Origin of the sequence: Blautia sp. AF19-10LB, assembly GCF_003461245.1 — a bacterium.
GTDB classification, from domain to species: Bacteria; Bacillota; Clostridia; order Lachnospirales; family Lachnospiraceae; genus Blautia_A; species Blautia_A intestinihominis.
The window spans coordinates 138,018-156,675 of the sequence record NZ_QTWS01000005.1 but is presented as its reverse complement, the minus strand read 5'-3'; the positions used below and the strand labels follow the sequence as shown (position 1 = coordinate 156,675).

The 18,658-nt window shown below is 45.5% G+C and carries 15 protein-coding genes, 2 pseudogenes and 1 riboswitch; of the genes and pseudogenes, 16 read left to right on the top strand and 1 reads right to left on the bottom strand.

The annotated features are described in order from the left end of the window. From DWX28_RS05135 to nikC, 15 genes and pseudogenes are all read left to right on the top strand, one after another. Positions 1–334, top strand: a pseudogene (locus DWX28_RS05135) (IS200/IS605 family accessory protein TnpB-related protein); the annotation flags it as partial. Positions 335–585: 251 nt separating this feature from the next. Then, positions 586–1,623 (top strand): XdhC family protein, encoded by a 1,038-nt coding sequence (locus tag DWX28_RS05130; RefSeq protein ID WP_118252058.1) that lies wholly within the window; start codon positions 586–588, stop codon positions 1,621–1,623. 128 nt (positions 1,624–1,751) lie between these two features. Further along, positions 1,752–3,401: a DUF1002 domain-containing protein gene (locus DWX28_RS05125; RefSeq protein ID WP_243002340.1), complete on the top strand. Its 1,650-nt coding sequence runs from the start codon at positions 1,752–1,754 to the stop codon at positions 3,399–3,401. 251 nt (positions 3,402–3,652) lie between these two features. Beyond that, positions 3,653–4,855 carry a class I SAM-dependent rRNA methyltransferase gene (locus DWX28_RS05120; protein ID WP_118252057.1) on the top strand — a complete coding sequence of 401 codons (1,203 nt, stop codon included), beginning with the start codon at positions 3,653–3,655 and terminating at the stop codon, positions 4,853–4,855. Between the two features lie 55 nt (positions 4,856–4,910). Beyond that, positions 4,911–5,315 carry a hypothetical protein gene (locus tag DWX28_RS05115; RefSeq protein ID WP_022214537.1) on the top strand — a complete coding sequence of 135 codons (405 nt, stop codon included), beginning with the start codon at positions 4,911–4,913 and terminating at the stop codon, positions 5,313–5,315. A 35-nt stretch (positions 5,316–5,350) separates the two neighbouring features. After that, the gene (locus DWX28_RS05110) at positions 5,351–6,196 is read left to right on the top strand and encodes a DUF5685 family protein (protein ID WP_022214538.1); all 846 of its coding nucleotides are present in this window, start codon (positions 5,351–5,353) and stop codon (positions 6,194–6,196) included. Continuing rightward, positions 6,189–6,824, top strand: a complete 636-nt coding sequence (locus DWX28_RS05105) for a J domain-containing protein (protein ID WP_022214539.1) — start codon at positions 6,189–6,191, stop codon at positions 6,822–6,824. The genes DWX28_RS05110 and DWX28_RS05105 overlap by 8 nt, the downstream gene beginning before the upstream one ends. Positions 6,825–7,010: 186 nt before the next feature. After that, on the top strand, positions 7,011–7,997 hold the full coding sequence (locus tag DWX28_RS05100) for a diaminopimelate dehydrogenase (RefSeq protein WP_022215719.1): 987 nt from the start codon (positions 7,011–7,013) through the stop codon (positions 7,995–7,997). Positions 7,998–8,186: 189 nt separating this feature from the next. Beyond that, positions 8,187–9,815, top strand: a complete 1,629-nt coding sequence (locus tag DWX28_RS05095) for an N-acetylmuramoyl-L-alanine amidase family protein (RefSeq protein ID WP_118252056.1) — start codon at positions 8,187–8,189, stop codon at positions 9,813–9,815. 209 nt (positions 9,816–10,024) lie between these two features. Continuing rightward, the gene (locus tag DWX28_RS05090; protein WP_118252055.1) at positions 10,025–11,482 is read left to right on the top strand and encodes a C40 family peptidase; all 1,458 of its coding nucleotides are present in this window, start codon (positions 10,025–10,027) and stop codon (positions 11,480–11,482) included. A gap of 341 nt (positions 11,483–11,823) precedes the next feature. Beyond that, on the top strand, positions 11,824–12,624 hold the full coding sequence (locus tag DWX28_RS05085; RefSeq protein WP_227222316.1) for a transporter substrate-binding domain-containing protein: 801 nt from the start codon (positions 11,824–11,826) through the stop codon (positions 12,622–12,624). A gap of 15 nt (positions 12,625–12,639) precedes the next feature. Further along, positions 12,640–13,431: an amino acid ABC transporter permease gene (locus DWX28_RS05080; RefSeq protein ID WP_173905530.1), complete on the top strand. Its 792-nt coding sequence runs from the start codon at positions 12,640–12,642 to the stop codon at positions 13,429–13,431. Continuing rightward, on the top strand, positions 13,428–14,168 hold the full coding sequence (locus tag DWX28_RS05075; protein ID WP_118252053.1) for an amino acid ABC transporter ATP-binding protein: 741 nt from the start codon (positions 13,428–13,430) through the stop codon (positions 14,166–14,168). The genes DWX28_RS05080 and DWX28_RS05075 overlap by 4 nt, the downstream gene beginning before the upstream one ends. Positions 14,169–14,717: 549 nt before the next feature. Next, positions 14,718–14,925, top strand: a riboswitch (cobalamin riboswitch). 203 nt (positions 14,926–15,128) lie between these two features. Further along, positions 15,129–16,067 (top strand): nickel ABC transporter permease, encoded by a 939-nt coding sequence (nikB, locus tag DWX28_RS05070; RefSeq protein ID WP_022215725.1) that lies wholly within the window; start codon positions 15,129–15,131, stop codon positions 16,065–16,067. Position 16,068: 1 nt separating this feature from the next. Continuing rightward, positions 16,069–16,893, top strand: a complete 825-nt coding sequence (gene nikC, locus DWX28_RS05065) for a nickel transporter permease (protein WP_022215726.1) — start codon at positions 16,069–16,071, stop codon at positions 16,891–16,893. Here the strand turns inward: nikC and DWX28_RS20735 are convergent. Further along, positions 16,890–17,095: pseudogene (locus DWX28_RS20735) on the bottom strand (hypothetical protein). The gene nikC and the pseudogene DWX28_RS20735 sit on opposite strands and share 4 nt — an antisense overlap. Positions 17,096–17,097: 2 nt before the next feature. On the opposite strand from DWX28_RS20735, the gene DWX28_RS05055 reads away from it, so the two are divergent. Beyond that, on the top strand, positions 17,098–18,645 hold the full coding sequence (locus DWX28_RS05055; protein ID WP_118252051.1) for an ABC transporter substrate-binding protein: 1,548 nt from the start codon (positions 17,098–17,100) through the stop codon (positions 18,643–18,645). The last annotated feature ends 13 nt before the right edge of the window (positions 18,646–18,658 follow it).

The following is an 18,658-nucleotide window of genomic DNA, read 5'->3' as shown; positions in this document are numbered from 1 at the left end:
CTGTGAACATCAGGCACACAGAAACAGAATGCGGATATCGAGGATCTGTGCATGGAATACCAGCAGGCTTGCGTATGATGGAACCGGAACAGTTATCCGTGATCCGGGAAACCACAGCCTGTGTGTATTCCAGACAGGAAAACGATATAATTGTGACTTATCAGCATCGTACAATATTGGAGCAAGATACTTTATCAGAGAACTTTTAAAACCCCTTCCGGTAACGGAAAGGTCTTTGCTGGAGGCAAAAGTCCCTGCAGTAAAGCGTAGAACCTCATGTGTTTATGCAGATCTGAGAAAACTCAGTTCAGAAATGAACTTAAGAGCAGCATAAATGCAGGCAGATATACAGCGGACTACCTGTTATGTGGGAACCTGCCGTATCCGGCATGGAAAATGCACGTAATTGTGCACCTAAGTTACAGGCGTATCTGCCGATATTTAGTCTGACGCCTAAAGCGTCTGGAAGCACGTGACTTCAGTCATGTGAGGATAGAGTTTTTAATTCACGGCGAGGCTATATAATTAACAGTAAATGAGTAGCCCTAATAAAACAGCATAATGACTGAAAAAAGAGGAGAAAGCATGAATCTTTTTGAATTATATAAAATAATAAATGAAAATCTTCAGCAGAAATCCAACCTTCTGGCGACGGTGCTGGAGGGAGAGGCAGCCGGAACCAGGTATTTTTGGGCAGATGGGGAACTTCTGGGATATACAGGCACCGGCGAGGTGAACGAAGAACTCAAAACACAGATCACAGAGACACCGCAGATCGGCATTTATGAAATAGAAGGGCAGAAATTTTTCATAGAGCATCTCAAACGTCAGGCGCATCTTGTGATCTGTGGAGGCGGGCATGTATCACAGCAGGTGATCGAACTCGCAGGGAAAGTCGGATTTCATGTGACAGTGCTGGAAGACAGACCATATTTTGCGGACCGCGCGAGAGAAGCCGGAGCAGACCTTGTTCTCTGCGATGCCTTCGAAAAAAGCCTGCAGGGAATCGCCGGAACGCCGGATACCTATTTTCTGGTGGTGACCAGAGGACATCGTTTTGACCGTGCCTGCCTTGAACAGATTCTGAAGAAACCATATGCCTATGTGGGAATGATGGCGAGCCGCGGACGTTCTGCACTTCTGAAGAAACAGATGGCTGGGGATGGTTTTGACAGAAAAGCACTGGATGAGATGCATACACCGGTAGGGCTTTCTATCCATGCGGAAACCCCGGAGGAAATTGCAGTTTCCATTGTGGCAGAACTGATCCAGATCAAGAACCAGACAAAAAAAACAGCCGGATACGATTCTCTTCTCATGGAGTATCTCACAGGAGTGAAGGAGCCGGGTCAGCCAAAAGTTCTTGCGACGATCATAGCCCGCAGAGGTTCAGCCCCGCGTTCGATAGGAACCAAGATGCTGGTACTCGGTGATGGAAGGATCATCGGCACGATCGGCGGCGGCTGTATGGAAAGCGAAGTCCAGCACCAGTGTCTGAGACTTCTCCGCGAAGAAAACGAAAAGTCCCGCATCGTCTGTGCTGACATGACAGTATCACAGGCAGAGGACGAAGGAATGGTCTGTGGTGGAACCATCGATGTTTTTCTGGAAAAATTTGAATGATTTCGAAGAAATAAAATAAAAAATACAATTCTGCAGAACGCTGTGTTATAATAAAAACACTTGAAAGAAGAAACCAGGAAGGCAGCTTTTTGAGACTGCCGCATCATATCATAATGGAGGATGAGATTATGAAAAAAAGAAGTATGATCGTAGCCGCACTGTGCAGCATGTGCCTTGCACTCAGTAACCCGATCCCGGCAATGGCAGATGCATCCAAAGTAGTAACACTTGGTGCAGACCTTACAGATGAACAGAAGAATACCATGATGAAATATTTTAAGGCAGATGCAAGCCAGGTACAGATCATCACAGTTAATAACCAGGATGAGCGCAATTATCTGGGAAAATATATTTCAAGCGCACAGATCGGTACAAGAACTTTAAGCTGCGCCTATGTGAAACCAACCCAGTCCGGCGGCATCAAGGTTCGTACTGCAAACCTCAACTACGTAACCTGCAACATGCTTGCAAATGCACTTTCCACAGCAGGTGTTTCCAACTGCGAGGCAGTTGCAGCCTGCCCGTATGAAGTTTCCGGAACAGGAGCACTTACCGGTGTCATGATGGCTTACGAGACAGCCAGCGGCAAGCAGCTTGATTCCACCAAGAAAGACCTTGCTACCAAGGAAGTCGTAGTTACCGGAGATGTTGCACAGCAGGTCGGCGGCGATAATGCTACCAACATCATCAACCAGGCGAAACTGCAGATCATCGGTGACAATGTTCAGAACGCAGACGAGATCTACAACATCGTCAACAACATTGCAATCCAGAACAACGTATCTCTGAGCTCCGATGAATTGAATACGATCACAGCACTTCTTCAGGAAATCGTACAGCAGAATTACGACATTCAGGAAATGAAGCAGACTCTGGAAAGCATCCAGAAGAACCTCGACAAGACTATGAATAACGACAGTTCTTCCGATGATTCCTCTTCCGATGGCGAAGAAGATCTTGTAGATGAAGATTCCAGTGACGGCGAAGATATCACCGAGGACGTAGACAGCGATGTTCTTGATGGCGCCAAGGAATCTTACACCGAGGATGCCAGCGTTGCAGAGGATACAGGCATGAATGACGTTCTGGAACCGGACGACGGCTCTGAGGATGATGGCATGGGAATCCCGGAGGCAACTGAAGACGGAACACAGGACAATTACGAAGAAATTACAGAAACTCCGGAAGGAACAGATTCTACAGACACCAGTACAGATGAATCTGACAGCAGTTCCGATGATGGTACAGGAATTCCGGAAGCAACCGGTGATGAGACATACGAAACAGACGCTTCCACAGAGGATACTTTAAATACAGATTCCCTCGATGATGCTTCAAAGGCACAGTTTGACCAGGCAGAACAGTTCTGCGAGGGAGAATACAATGGAGATATCGCAGTTCTCAATACTGTAATGCCAAATGCAGTGCAGCCGACCGTGACTCTTGATACAGACACCGCTTCCAAACTTACAAAGAAAGTTCTTGAGGCATATCTGAATGTTCTCAAGGATGGCGGAGCAACTTATACAGCATCAGAAACAGATATCTATGTATCCAGTCAGCTCAATATGGTCAACAATGACATGAAGAAGATTTTCAGCATTGAGACCGAGCCGGCAACAGACGATATCCTTGCAGCTCAGTCCGCAGAAGACAGACAGACTCTGTACAATGATACCATGAAGTTCTTTGAACAGCTTTATGGTGAGAGTACAGACACTTCTGCTCAGCAGGAATCTACAGATGAGACTTCTTATGATGAGGAGTCTTATGACTAAGAATCCTACAACGAAGAGTACTAATCATTAGGCAAAGCCCTCAGGCCGCAGCTTTTCTGAATAACCAGGAAGCTGCGGCTTTTTGCAGCTTTTTTGAGAACTGCAAAACTGTGATTTTTTTGTGAGCCCTGCGAAAAACTGGAAATCTAAAAGCATCTGTGATAGAATAGAGAGAAATCTTGTTGTTACTGTGGACAGTAACAACTTGCTAACTAATTGATGGGGAATATATAGCCGAAAGGGGAAATAATATGAGTCTTGCAGTGGTTACACTGAAAAAAGGAGAGGGAAGACTTCTCAAATCCGGTGGCATGTGGGTCTTTGACAACGAGATCGCCAGTATTATGGGAAGCTTTGTAAATGGAGATATCGTGCTGGTACATGATTTTGACGGATATCCGCTTGGAAGAGGATTTATCAACACCAATTCCAAGATCACGGTACGTCTGCTTTCCAGAGATGAGAATCAGCATATAGACGAGGACTTTTTTGAAAAAAGAGTAAGAGATGCCTGGGAATACCGCAAAAAGGTAACAGATACTTCAAGCTGCCGCCTGATCTTTGGCGAGGCAGATTTCCTGCCAGGTCTGACAGTTGACAAATTTGAGGATGTTCTGGTCGTACAGTCCCTTGCACTTGGAATCGACCGCTGGAAAGAAATGATCCTCGAACTTATCAGGAAAGTTCTTGCAGAGGACGGAATCAACATCCGTGGAATCTACGAGAGAAGTGATGCCAAAGTCCGCAAGCAGGAAGGAATGGAACTTCACAAGGGCTTCATCGGACCGGAGTTCCCGACTCTTGTTGAGATTGTCGAAAATGGAGTGAAATATCAGGTCGATGTCAAGGACGGACAGAAGACAGGATTTTTCCTGGATCAGAAATACAACCGTCTTGCGATCCAGAAACTCTGCAAGGATGCGAGAGTCCTGGACTGCTTTACACATACAGGTTCTTTTGCACTGAATGCGGGAATTGCAGGAGCAAGAGAAGTTACCGGCGTGGATGCTTCTGAGCTTGCTGTTCATCAGGCACAGGAGAATGCGAAGCTGAACGGACTGGACGGCAGAGTTAAATTTATCTGTGAGGATGTTTTTGAACTGCTTCCGAGACTGGAAGAAGAGGGCGAGAAATATGACGTTGTGATCCTCGATCCGCCGGCGTTTACCAAGTCACGAAGCTCTATCAAGAATGCAGTCAAGGGTTACAGAGAGATCAACCTGCGTGGTATGAAGCTTGTCAGGGATGGAGGATTCCTTGCAACCTGTTCCTGTTCTCATTTTATGGATTATGAACTCTTTACCAAGACGATCGGACAGGCCGCACGAAATGCACACAAGAGACTGCGCCAGGTAGAATACAGAACCCAGGCACCGGATCATCCGATCCTGTGGTCTTCAGATGAATCTTATTATCTGAAGTTTTATGTGTTCCAGGTGTGCAGTGACAGATAAAAATAATCTTACATAATAATAGTGACATCATTTCATTAAAGAAAGAAGGACTTGCATGAGAGAAAAGTTTATCAAGTTTATGGAAGGACGCTATGGAGTAGACGCATTTGCAAGATTTACGATGGGCGTTGCATTTGTGATGATCATTCTGTCCATGTTTATCCGGAACAGAGTCGGCGCGGCGTTTGATACCATTGGCCTTCTTGCGATCCTTTATACTTATTACAGAATGCTTTCCAGAGATATACAGAAGCGTTATGCCGAAAACCAGAAATATCTGTCCATTACATCCGGCATAAGACAGAAATTCAACCGTGAGAAAAACATCATGCAGCAGAGAAAGGAATATCACATTTATTCCTGTCCGAACTGCAAACAGAAGATCCGTATTCCGAGAGGAAAAGGCAAGATAGAGATCGACTGTCCGAAATGCCACACGAAATTTATCAAAAAAAGCTGAATACGATCTGAGATCAGAATACAGCCGGAGGTCTTATGTTTGGTTATGTGGTAATGAATAAACCGGAGATTAAATTCAAGGATTTTGACCTGTATCGTTCTTTTTACTGTGGTCTCTGCAGAGAACTGCGGGATCGCTATGGAGTGACAGGACAGATTTCCCTGACATATGATATGACGTTTGTGATCCTTCTCCTGAGCGGGCTCTATGAGCCGCCGACAAGGAAGGGAACGACGAGATGCATCATCCACCCTGTACGGAAACAGCCGGTCCGCAAAAATGCGATCACAGAGTATGCCGCAGATATGAATGTTTTTCTTGCATACTATAAATGTGAGGATGACTGGAAAGACGAGAAGAAGCTTCTGAGTCTTTTGTACGGGAACCTCCTTCGGGGCAAAGAGAAGCATGCAGAAGAGCGGTGGCGTAAGAAAGTCGACACGATCGTTTCACTTCTGAATGAACTTTCTGAGATGGAGAAGGCGGGGGAAGAGAATATCGATTGCATTTCCGGATGTTTCGGGAAGATCATGGAGGAGATCTTTGCGTATCGGGCAGATCTGTGGGAACCGACACTGCGCCGGATGGGTTTTTTCCTGGGTAAATTTATTTATCTCATGGATGCCTATGATGATGTAGAGGAAGATATCAAAAAAGGAAATTACAATCCTTTTTCCAGAAGTTATATAATGGAAGGGTTCGATGAACAGGTACGGCAGATGCTGATCATGATGATAGCAGAGGTCTGCCGGGAATTTGAAAAACTTCCTATTATTAAATATACCGATATACTGCGGAATATTCTGTATTCCGGAGTCTGGTGCAGATTTGAAGCAGTGTCCGGTAAGAGGAAGAAAGAGCAGGAGAAAGAAAATGTTTGATCCATACAGTGTCCTTGGCGTTTCCAGGGATGCATCCGATGAAGAAATCAAAAAGGCATACCGGAAACTGAGCAGGAAATATCATCCGGATGCAAATATCAATAATCCAAACAAAGAACAGGCGGAAGAGAAGTTCAAGGAAGTCCAGCAGGCTTATGAACAGATCATGAAAGAAAAGGAATACGGCTCCTCTTATGGAAATGCAGGCGGCTACTACGGTGGATTTACAGGCCGTCAGAACAGCACTTACCAGGATGAGGAGGCAATCCGCAGACAGGCGGCTGCCAATTATATCCAGAACCGTCATTTCCAGGAGGCAATGAATGTACTCTCATCCCTGAAGCAGAGGAACGGAGAGTGGTATTACCTTTCTGCGATGGCAAATATGGGATTTGGAAATAATGTCAATGCACTGGAGGATATCCGGACAGCGGTAAACCTGGAGCCGGATAATGTACAGTATCGTATGCTCCTTCAGAGAATGGAGGGCGGCGGAACCTGGTATCAGGAACAGCAGAATCCTTTTGGCGGAATGCCGGTGGATGGAAGCGATTACTGTATGAAGCTCTGTATCGCAAATATGCTCTGCGGACTGTGCTGTCCGGGCGGCGGTGTATTCTGCTGCTGAGAAAATTATTCAGTATTACTAAATGAATAAAAGAAAATACAAATCAACGGATTGACATTTTTTAGTTGTGATATTATCATAGTATCGTACTGCTGTGATAAAGCAAAAGCAGCAGGTCAGGTTCCTGTAACCGAGCAGGCAGGAACTTTAGAAGTACAATGGAAAAGTACAGGAGGAAATCTTAAGATGAGTATTCGTATTGGAATTTTAGGTTATGGAAACCTTGGACGAGGCGTAGAATGTGCAGTTAAGCACAATCCGGATCTTGAGCTTGTAGCAGTTTTTACACGCCGTGATCCTTCAACAGTAAAAATCCTCACAGATACAGCAAGCGTTTATCATGTAGATGAAGCAGAAAAAATGAAAGACAAGATCGATGTTCTGATCCTCTGCGGAGGAAGTGCAACAGACCTTCCGGAGCAGACACCGAAATATGCACAGTGGTTCAATGTCGTAGACAGTTTTGACACTCATGCAAGAGTTCCGGAGCATTTTGCAAACGTAGACAAGGCAGCTTCCGAGAGCGGCCATGTAGGAATCATCTCCGTGGGCTGGGACCCGGGAATGTTCTCCCTGAACAGACTGTATGCAAATGCAATCCTTACCAACGGTAAAGATTATACATTCTGGGGCAAGGGTGTAAGCCAGGGACATTCCGATGCGATCCGCAGGATCGACGGAGTCAAAGACGGCAAACAGTACACCATCCCGGTAGAAGCAGCACTGGAAGCTGTAAGAAACGGAGAAAATCCGGAACTTACAACAAGACAGAAACACACCAGAGAGTGCTTCGTAGTAGCTGAGGAAGGCGCAGACCTTGCACGTATCGAGAACGAGATCAAGACTATGCCGAACTACTTCGATGAGTACGATACTACAGTACACTTCATCACAGAAGAAGAACTGAAACGTGATCACAGCGGGATCCCGCACGGTGGATTTGTTATCCGTTCCGGCAAAACAGGCTGGAATGATGAGAACAGTCATGTGATCGAATACAGCCTGAAACTGGATTCTAACCCGGAATTCACTTCTTCCGTAATCGCAGCATATGCAAGAGCAGCATACCGCATGAGCCAGGAAGGACAGAAAGGCTGCAAGACAGTTTTTGATGTTGCACCGGCTTACTTAAGCGCACAGGACGGAGCAGAACTTCGTAAACATCTTCTTTAAGATCAATTTCAGCAGAGCGGGAAACACATGCCTGATATCTTATGTGAGACATCAGGCAGTGTTTCCCGCTCTTTTTATGTATTGACGTATCATAAATCTTGCGATATAATACCTACATGATATTGTAATAATATTGTAAAATTTGCAACGAAAAAAGTAACAATAAGTTTTTCGGAAAGAGGACGATATATGAAGAAGGTATGTAGAAAAGCTGGACTTTTGGGGATACTTTTGGGGCTCATGCTTTTTGCAGCAGGATTTGCCGTACATACAACGACGGTAGATGTTCAGGCTGCAACAACGACAGGATTTCGTACAGTAAACGGCAAAACTTACTATTACAAGAGCGGCAAGAAGGTCAAGGGATGGCTGACACTTGGAAGTAATAAGTACTTTCTGAATACGAAGACCGGAGTTCTTCTTAAGGGCTGGCAGAGAAGTTCCAAGGGATCGATGAGATACTTCGATTCCCGTACAGGAGCAATGTACAAGGGATTTAAGAAGATTGGTGGGAATTACTATTATTTCAAACCGTCTACAGGCTACACGGTCAGTGGTTTTGTCAAAACTTCAAGTACCGTTGTGAGATATTTTTCATCAGGCAGTTACACGATGGCAACTGGCTGGATGAAGAACAGCAAGGGCGAGAAGTGGTATTTTACCCCATCAACAGGAATTATGTACAGGGGACTTAAGAAGATTGGAGCCTATTATTACTACTTTGATGGGACAACCGGTGCAGCCAAGAGCGGATTCCTGACAGCAGCCAACGGAAATGTCCGTTATTTCCGCGGAAAGACCTATGTAATGGCAACCGGATGGCTTGGCAGCAGCAGCGGCAAACGCTACTACTTTGCAAAGAATACAGGTGTCATGTACAAAGGCTTCAAGACAGTTGATGGCAAGACTTACTATTTCAATCCAAAAACAGGAGTTGTAACTACCGGCTGGGTAAAGGAAAATGGTAAGACTTATTATATTAATCCAAGCACAACCACGATAACAACAGGTACGAAGCTGATTGACGGCAAATATTACGTTTTTGACTCAAACGGAGTTATGACGGGCTCTTATACTGACAGTTCCAACTCTGGTCCGACAGCACCAACCTCTGCAAGAACGCTTAAGAATTATCTCGCAGGAGCACTGCAGCCGGTAGGTCGGGCCCTTTATGTATGGGGCGGCGGCTGGACAGATTCCACAAGAAAAGGTGTAAGTCCGACCTGGGTTTCCTGGTATAACAGTCAGACGAGCAGTTACAACTATAATAATTACAGGGATTTAACGACTGCAAACAGAATCAAGGGACTTGACTGTTCTGGATTTGTAGGATGGGCATCTTATCAGGTTATGCATACAAAGTCTGGAGAAGGCGGTGGATATACCGTAGTTTCCGGAGATATTGGTTCTTATTATCAGAATACTCTGAAGTGGGGACGGATCGTAAACCAGAATTATCTTTCTCAAACAAAATGGAAGATGCAGCCAGGAGATATTGGCTATGATTCCGGACATACCTGGATCGTTCTTGGACAGTGTTCAGATAAGAGTGCTGTGATCGTTCATTCCACACCACAGGCAGGCTGCCAGATTGCAGGAACCTGCACACCGGATGGGGATTATGACAGCCAGGCAGTTGCACTTGCCAAAACTTATATGTCCAGATATAAGGGATATACGAAATACGAATATCATCCATCCTGTGGAAACTATATTCGAAGAGGAAATTATCTGAGATGGTACAGCAGTACACTTTCTGATCCGGATGGATATAAGAACAAGACAGCAGCACAGATACTTGCAGATCTGTACAGCTAAAATAAAGCATTAACAGTGAAGAGAAGCAGTTTTCATTACAGAAGGCTGCTTCTTTTTTTCGTATTCTTTACTAAATGTTACAAAATTTTAAATTTTTTAATTATTTACTCTTGCGTTCTTGAGAACGATATGTTAATATGTAAAAGAAGTTCAATAAGATATTTCGAAAATGTTACAAAATAGATTGATTTAGATTATGAGGTGAAAACATGAAGAAACGAATTGTTTGCATGACGTTAGCATTAATGATGACAGCATCACAGGTTGTCAGCGTAAGCGCGTCAAGAGAAGACGAGCTGAGAGAGGAACAGGCAGCTACCAGCGCACAATTGGATGCTACATACGCACAGATCGACCAGCTTTATTCAGCAAAGCAGCAGTTACAGAGCGAAATTGATGCTTTGGATGCAAATCTTGTGAATGTCATGGTTTCCATTCAGACCCTTGAGGGAGATATCAGCAATAAAGAAACTGACATTCAGAATACCCAGACAGCACTTGAGAAAGCACAGAATGCCAAGGCTAAACAGTACGAAGCAATGAAAGAACGTATTCAGTACATCTATGAGAAGGGCGGCAATGCTGCATGGTTCCAGATGATGATGGATGCTGATAACCTTTCTGATCTTCTTACTAAAGCAGAATACACACAGAAGATGTATGAATACGACAGACAGAGCCTTGAGAAATATGCCAACACCATTGACCAGGTAACACAGCTCGGTGACCAGTACAAACAGGAGAAGGCAGAACTCGAGGGAATGAAACAGGAATACGAATCTGAGTCAGTAAACCTTCAGACACAGATCGATACCAAGAAAGCCAACTCCGCAGACTGCGACAATGAGATCGCATACGCACAGCAGATGGCAACAGAGTATTCCAACCTGATCGTTCAGCAGCAGGCAGAGATCGAACAGCTTGAGGCAGAGCGTATCGCCGCTGAGGAAGAAGCAAGACGTCAGGCAGAGGCAGAAGCCGCTGCAGCAGCAGAGGAAGCTGCAAGACAGGCCGCTGAGGAAGAGGCAGCACAGGAGCAGGAAAATCAGGAAAATCAGTATGATGAGAATACTGATGAAGAAGATCAGGAAGAGATTTCTGAGGATGGTGAGTATACAGAAGATGATGGATGCACAGAGGATGAGGATTCTGACAGTGAAGACTCTTCTGATGACGAAAACACCGACAGCAGTGATGACGAGAGCACATCTGACAGCAGCGACGGTGTAAAACATGATGAATATGGCAATGTGATCGACAGTGACAACACTGTAAATCCGGAGGATGTAGATACTTCATCCAGTTCTTCCAGCTCATCCAGTGGTTCTGGCTCTTCTATCGTAGACTATGCACTGCAGTTTGTCGGAAACCCGTATGTATGGGGTGGAACAAGCCTTACAAGCGGTGCGGACTGCTCTGGATTTACACAGAGTGTATATGCACAGTTTGGCTACAGCCTTCCGAGAACATCCTACGAGCAGCAGAACTGGGGAACTGAGGTTTCTTATGCAGATGCACAGCCAGGCGACCTGATCTGCTATGGTGGACATGTTGCAATCTATATGGGCAATGGACAGATTGTACATGCGTCTAACTCCCAGGATGGTATTAAGATTAGTAATGATGCTACTTATAGGACTATTCTTTCTGTAAGAAGACCGTCATAATTTTTCATAAAATGTATGCATAAAAACGGTGGTGTAAAAACTGCCGTTTTTTTTGTTTTGTGGGGCGGTCTTGCATTACAAATGCGCCACTGCCGGGTGCCCCCGGCAAACAAAAATGTTGACTTTCCAAAGATAAAGTATTAAAATGTCATAAAGCGCAACGGGGCACTTCATAGTTTCGTGCGCTTTTTTTTACTTTAAAGCAGTCCCATCTGCTTTATTCAACACGGTGATATGTTCCGCAAGGACATATGGATGAAAAATATATATTTCAGGAGGAAACGAAAATGAGAAAGAGCAAAATGTGGAGAATGTTGACAGTAGCAGCCGTAGCAGCATCTATGACATGCGGAGTATTTGGCGTACAGAGCGTAAGCGCGGCTGACAAAAAGACCCTCAAAGTTGCAATGGAATGCGGATACGCTCCATACAACTGGACACAGCCGGATGATTCCAACGGAGCAGTGCAGATCTCCGGAAGTTCCGACTATGCATATGGTTATGACGTTATGATGGCGAAGAAGATCGCAGACGAACTTGGCTACGACCTTGAGATCGTCAAACTTGACTGGGATTCCCTCGTACCGGCAGTTCAGTCCGGACAGGTTGACTGTGTTATCGCAGGACAGTCCATCACCAAAGAACGTCAGCAGATGGTTGATTTCACAGATCCATATTATTATGCATCGATCATCACTCTGGTAAAAGGGGATGGAGACTATAAAGACGCAGCAAGTGTAGAAGACCTCAAAGGAGCAACAGTTACTTCCCAGCAGAATACCATCTGGTATGATTCCTGCTTGCCGCAGATCCCGGACGGAAACATCCTTCCAGCACAGGAAAGCGCACCGGCAATGCTGGTAGCTCTGGAATCCGGTAAATGTGATGCAGTCGTAACAGATATGCCTACAGGAAAAGCTGCCTGCGTAGCTTACCCGGATTTCAAACTCCTTGACTTCACGGGAACAGACGGAGAATTCGAAGTATCTGACGAGGACATCAACATCGGTATCTCCCTCAAGAAAGGAAACGATGAACTCAAAGATGCGATCAACGGAGTTTTAAGCGAGATGACAGAAGACGACTTCAACGATATGATGGACGAAGCAATCTCAGTTCAGCCACTGTCCAGCGAGTCATAAAGGAGGAGCAAAATGCTGCCTGAAAGTTTTGGAGGAAGAATCATATATCTTCTTCAGCAATATGGTCCCTCTTTCGCGAAGGGAGCCGGAGTCAGCATGTGGCTGGCACTGGTCGGAACACTTTTTGGATGCATCATCGGTTTTCTCGTAGGTATCGTGCAGACGATCCCGGTAGACAAAAACGATTCCACAGCCAAGAAGGTACTGATCAAAATCGTGAAATTTATCCTTGCCTGCTATGTGGAGTTCTTCCGTGGAACTCCTATGATGGCACAGGCAATGTTTATCTACTTCGGTAGTGCATACCTGTTCAATATCAATATGTCCATGTGGTTTGCCGCGATCTTCATCGTATCCATCAACACAGGTGCATACATGGCAGAGACTGTCCGCGGCGGTATCCTTTCCATTGACCCGGGTCAGACAGAAGGAGCCAAGGCGATCGGCATGACACATGTACAGACCATGATCAATGTTATTTTGCCACAGGCACTGCGTAACATCATGCCGCAGATCGGCAACAACCTGATTATCAACATCAAAGATACCTGTGTACTTTCCATCATCGGTACGGTAGAACTTTTTTACACGACCAAAGGTGTGGCAGGTGCACTGTATACATACTTTGAGTCCTTCACAATTGCCATGGTCATTTACTTTATCATGACCTTTACCTGTTCCAGGATCCTTCGCGTGATCGAGCGTAAGATGGACGGACCGGACAACTACGACCTGGCAACCGCAGATACCCTGACACATACAAGTGGTATGTATTCTTATAAGGAAAGGAAGGACAACAGAGAATGAGTGAAACGATCCTGGAAGTGCAGCACCTGGGAAAATCCTTCGGAACACATGAGATCCTGAGAGACATTGATTTCTCTGTAAAACCGAAAGATGTTACCTGCATCATCGGACCTTCCGGTTCAGGTAAATCCACACTGCTGCGCTGTATGAACCTTCTGGAGACACCTTCATCCGGCGAGATCCGCTACCACGGAACAAACATCATGGACAAACACGTGAACGTTCCGAAGTACCGCTCCAAAGTCGGCATGGTGTTCCAGAACTTTAACCTTTTTAACAATATGACAGTTCTCAAAAACTGCACAGTCGGACAGGAAAAAGTCCTCAAAAAAAGCAAAGAAGAGGCACACAAAAACGCAATGATGTATCTCGAAAAAGTCGGCATGGCCCCATACATCAATGCAAAGCCGAAACAGCTTTCTGGTGGACAGAAGCAGAGGGTAGCGATCGCAAGAGCCCTTGCGATGGAACCCGAGATCCTGCTCTTTGACGAGCCGACATCCGCCCTCGACCCGCAGATGGTCGGAGAGGTTCTGGAAGTCATGGGAACCCTTGCCAAAGATGGTCTGACGATGATCATCGTCACACATGAGATGGCCTTCGCCAGAGATGTGGCGAAGCATGTGATCTTCATGGGCGATGGAGTTATCGTGGAAGAGGGAACTTCCCATCAGATCTTTGAAGATCCACAGAAAGAACAGACGAAGGAATTTCTGAGCCGTTTCAGAAATTCCTGATGGGAACTGCCCAGTGGGGCGGCTGTTTGGCAAATAAGAAAACCCTGAGGGGGACGATCTCATAGTTGCGAAGGCCGATTGTCCCCCTCAGACTCCCCCTTTTTGGCCACGCCTGGTGCATCAAGACGGAACGGGTTGACGTCAACTGTTTAAGGCTGTTTCGCTGACGCGAAAAGCGCGGGAACTTGAGCTTGCGAGAACTGGGGTTCCCGCGAGCACGTCGAAGGCGTGATGTTGACGGGCCCGTAGTATGTGATACTGCGGAAGCAGGTAGAACAATAGAATACGTAGGATTGATTAGTTTCAGGTGCAAATCTGAACTATACAGAAAAACCAACAACATAAGTAAGCGCAGACTCATGGGGCAACCGTGCAAGTCTGCGCTTATTTATACGAAAATCTTCTTACATGCCAATGTAAATCGCGGGCACATGGGAAGTCTCCATGAAACATTGTTTTAATAAAAATACAATATCCAGCAAAAAAAAACTAGACAACACACAAAATATAATATATGCTTGAAAAGCAAATCAAATAACATTTGTTGGTTTTGAACCAGCCTCTATAAGTTCCAGTAAAATATTTTTTATTTTACATACACGGATTAAAAGGGAAACCGGTCGAATTCCGGTACGATCCCGTCACTGTGATAGGGAGTTGCGAAACATAATCCACTGGAGTGGCAGTCGCCAGTCTGGGAAGGAGTTTTGGAGCAAAGATCTTAAGTCAGGAGACCTGCTTATGGATGATCAGATATGATTCTTACGGTAGATAGGAAACATTGTTTTTTTGTGTGCAAACGTCCGTATTATGTTGTTTACGGATGTTTTTTTCTGCGCGTTTATTCAAAGGTGTATTTCCCCTGCCATTTTTAAAATTGAATCTGATCCAGTTAAAGTCGCTGATACTGTGAACGAAGTAAACAGTAACAAAACCTCTACAATGTAGGAAGGAGAAACAATGTCAAAAAAACAATTTGGAAAAAGGCTTCTGCAGATACTGATCGTTCTGATCGGCGTAAGTTTCTTTACATTTGGACTTACTTACCTTTCACCAGGTGACCCGGCGGAGATCATGCTGACAGAGTGTGGTAACCTGCCGACACCGGAACTTCTCGAACAGACGAGACATGAACTGGGCCTTGACCAGCCGTTTCTGGTGCAGTACGGTTCCTGGGTAAAAGGAGTACTTACCGGAGACATGGGAACTTCATATGCATTTAAAGTTCCTGTAACTGAGAAACTGATGAAATGTTTTTGGCCGACCCTTCAGATGTCGCTCTTCGCGCTTCTTCTGATGATCCTGTTCTCCATACCATGCGGAATCCTCTCCGCGGTATATCAGAACAAGTGGCCGGATTATCTGATCCGCGGAATCACGTTTTTCGGGGTATCTATCCCGAGCTTCTGGATCGGCCTGATTCTTCTGAGCATCTTTGGAGTGCAGCTTCGCTGGATCAACGTAGCAGGAGGTACGACTGATTTCAAGGCAATGATCCTGCCGTCTGTGACACTGGCGCTTTCCATGTCTGCAAAATATACCAGACAGGTACGAAACGCAGTGCTGGAAGAACTCAGACAGGATTATGTCATTGGAGCCAGAATGAGAGGGATCAAAGAAAGCGTGATCCTCTGGAGACATGTACTTCCAAACGCAATGCTTCCTATTGTAACACTTCTTGGTCTTTCCCTCGGCTCTCTGCTCGGAGGAACAGCAGTTGTTGAGATCATTTACAACTGGCCTGGAATGGGAAGCATGGCGATCAAGGCGATCGCCTGTCGTGACTACCCGATGGTACAGGCATACGTACTTATGATCGCGATCATGTACATGGTCATCAATATCATCGTTGACCTGTCCTATACTTATCTGGACCCAAGAATAAAGGAGGTTAAGTAAATTGAAGAAACAGAATTTTTTCCTGGCTCACAAACAGTTTACCTTATTCTTTATTCTGGCTCTCGCTGTTGTAGGCGTGGCAGTTTTTGCCCCGTGGATCGCACCGAAGGATCCTCTGGAAGCAGTGATGATCGATTCACTCAAAGCCCCGTGTGCGGAATACCCTCTTGGCGCTGATAAACTCGGACGTGATCTTCTTTCCCGTGTGATCTATGGTACCAGAACTTCACTGGTGTCTACCCTGATCCTTGTGGCAACGATTTTTGTTGTAGGTACTTTCCTTGGAATCATTGCCGGATATTTTGGCGGCTGGATCGATCAGGTGATCATGCGAATCGCAGATATGATGATCTCTTTCCCGGGAATGATCCTGGCTATCGCAATTGCAGGTATGCTCGGACCAAGCCTTCGTAACGGAGTTATCGCGATCACAGCGGTAAGCTGGACAAAATACGCACGTCTGGCAAGAAGTATGGTTTTGAAAGTAAAACGTAATCTGTATGTGGAAGCCGCGATCGTAAACGGCACAAGCACATTCAAAATCTTATGGAAACATATTCTCCCGAACATGCTGACGATCATGACTGTAACAGCAGCGGCAGATATGGGAACCATGATGCTTGAACTTGCATCTCTTTCTTTCCTGGGATTCGGAGCCGTGGCACCGACACCGGAATGGGGACTGATGCTGAATGAAGGAAGAACTTATATGGCAAAAGCACCGTGGCTTATGATCGCACCGGGTATCGCCATCGTAATCGTAGTAATCGTATTTAACATGCTCGGCGACAGTATCCGTGATATTCTTGACCCGAGACAGGACTAACACAGATACCAGGGTGAAAAGAGCTGAATCCACATGAGCTTGCTCATAAGTGGATGAAGAATCTTGGAACCCGCCCCGATATGAGCATAAAAGTGGGATGATAATCCCGCGATATGCGAAGAGAGGGTAGAATTGCGAAAGTTACTTGGTAACGGAGCAATTCGTAGGTATCGTAAACTACCGAAAAATAAAGGAGAAAAATATATGAAAAACAGAATCGCAAAAAAAGTCTGTGCAGCAGCACTTGCAGCTCTCATGACAATGGCACTCGTTCCAACATCCGTATTTGCAGCAGGAACAATGACGATCGGTGTAACAAGCTTCGCTGATACACTGGAGCCGACAGAGCAGTACTTCAGCTGGGTTATCTCCCGTTACGGCGTTGGCCAGGGTCTTACCAGGTTTGATGAAGAAGGAAACATGGTACCATGTCTTGCAACAGAGTGGACCAACAGTGAAGATGGAAAAACATGGACATTTACGATTCGTGAGGGCGTTAAATTCTCAAACGGTAACGATATGACACCAGAGCTTGTAAAAGCATCTCTGGAGCGTACCATCGAAATGTCAAACCGTGTACCGGAGTTCTTTGATATTGACAGCATTGAAGTTGATGGACAGAACATCATATTCAACCTGAACAGAGCAAACGCAAACATGGCAGGATGTCTGGCAGACCCGCTGTTCCTGATCATGGACACCAGCATTGACAACTCCAACATCGCAATGGAAGGACCAGTTTGTACAGGACCGTATGCATTCCAGTCTTTTGACCCGTCAGGTGATACCGTTGTTGTACGCAACGAGTACTACTGGGATGGAGATGTTCCGAATGACAGCGTAACTCTTCGTATCATTGGCGACCAGACAACACGTTCCATGGCTCTTCAGTCCGGTGAGATCGATGTCGCTTACAACTTAAAGACAGAGAACGTTTTTGAATTTGACGGAAATGACAACTACAACATCCAGTCCCTGGAATCCCTTCGTTCTACTTATGCATTCATGAACCAGAACGGAGCACTCGGAGATCTGGCACTTCGTCAGGCAGTTCTTCGTGGACTTGACAAAGAAACTTACACAAGCGTTCTGCTTGAGGGCGGCGCAACACCAGGAAAAGCACCGGTACCGCCGACACTGGATTATGGCTATGATGATCTGAACGATGAGAACGCTTACGATCCGGATGGAGCAAAACAGGTTCTTGAAGATGCAGGATACAAAGATGTAGATGGTGACGGATATGTAGAAGATCCGGACGGAAACCCGGTAGAACTTACTTTTGTATACTATGACAGCCGTGCAGAACTCGGTGTATATGCACAGGCAGCTCAGGCAAGCCTCAAAGAGATCGGAATCAACATCAAACTTGACTGCGTATCTTACGAGACACTTCTTGACCGCCGTGATTCCTCTCAGTACGATCTCCTGATCTGGAACGTACTCGTTGCAAACACAGGTGACCCGGAAAACTACCTTCGTGAGAACTGGTACAGCACATCTGCAAACAACACAGCAGGATATGCAAATGAAGATGTAGACAAATGGCTGGATGAGCTGGCAGAAACAATCGATACAGATGCAAGAAAAGAACTGATTGTAAAGATCCAGCAGGCGATCATGGACGATGCAGCTACTGTATTCTTCGGATATGAAAACACATTCCTTATCTCCAAAGCAAGCGTAGAAGGACTTGTAATGTATCCAATGGATTACTACTGGGTAACTGCTGACATGCAGATGGCTGAATAATAAAGGAGACTGT

What these genes read in the sequence shown, in the direction of transcription:
- DWX28_RS05130 (WP_118252058.1), top strand. Translation starts at nt 586, where the DNA reads ATGAATCTTTTTGAATTATATAAAATAATAAATGAAAATCTTCAGCAG.
- DWX28_RS05125 (WP_243002340.1), top strand. Translation starts at nt 1,752, where the DNA reads ATGAAAAAAAGAAGTATGATCGTAGCCGCACTGTGCAGCATGTGCCTT.
- DWX28_RS05120 (WP_118252057.1), top strand. Translation starts at nt 3,653, where the DNA reads ATGAGTCTTGCAGTGGTTACACTGAAAAAAGGAGAGGGAAGACTTCTC.
- DWX28_RS05115 (WP_022214537.1), top strand. Translation starts at nt 4,911, where the DNA reads ATGAGAGAAAAGTTTATCAAGTTTATGGAAGGACGCTATGGAGTAGAC.
- DWX28_RS05110 (WP_022214538.1), top strand. Translation starts at nt 5,351, where the DNA reads ATGTTTGGTTATGTGGTAATGAATAAACCGGAGATTAAATTCAAGGAT.
- DWX28_RS05105 (WP_022214539.1), top strand. Translation starts at nt 6,189, where the DNA reads ATGTTTGATCCATACAGTGTCCTTGGCGTTTCCAGGGATGCATCCGAT.
- DWX28_RS05100 (WP_022215719.1), top strand. Translation starts at nt 7,011, where the DNA reads ATGAGTATTCGTATTGGAATTTTAGGTTATGGAAACCTTGGACGAGGC.
- DWX28_RS05095 (WP_118252056.1), top strand. Translation starts at nt 8,187, where the DNA reads ATGAAGAAGGTATGTAGAAAAGCTGGACTTTTGGGGATACTTTTGGGG.
- DWX28_RS05090 (WP_118252055.1), top strand. Translation starts at nt 10,025, where the DNA reads ATGAAGAAACGAATTGTTTGCATGACGTTAGCATTAATGATGACAGCA.
- DWX28_RS05085 (WP_227222316.1), top strand. Translation starts at nt 11,824, where the DNA reads ATGACATGCGGAGTATTTGGCGTACAGAGCGTAAGCGCGGCTGACAAA.
- DWX28_RS05075 (WP_118252053.1), top strand. Translation starts at nt 13,428, where the DNA reads ATGAGTGAAACGATCCTGGAAGTGCAGCACCTGGGAAAATCCTTCGGA.
- nikB (WP_022215725.1), top strand. Translation starts at nt 15,129, where the DNA reads ATGTCAAAAAAACAATTTGGAAAAAGGCTTCTGCAGATACTGATCGTT.
- DWX28_RS05055 (WP_118252051.1), top strand. Translation starts at nt 17,098, where the DNA reads ATGAAAAACAGAATCGCAAAAAAAGTCTGTGCAGCAGCACTTGCAGCT.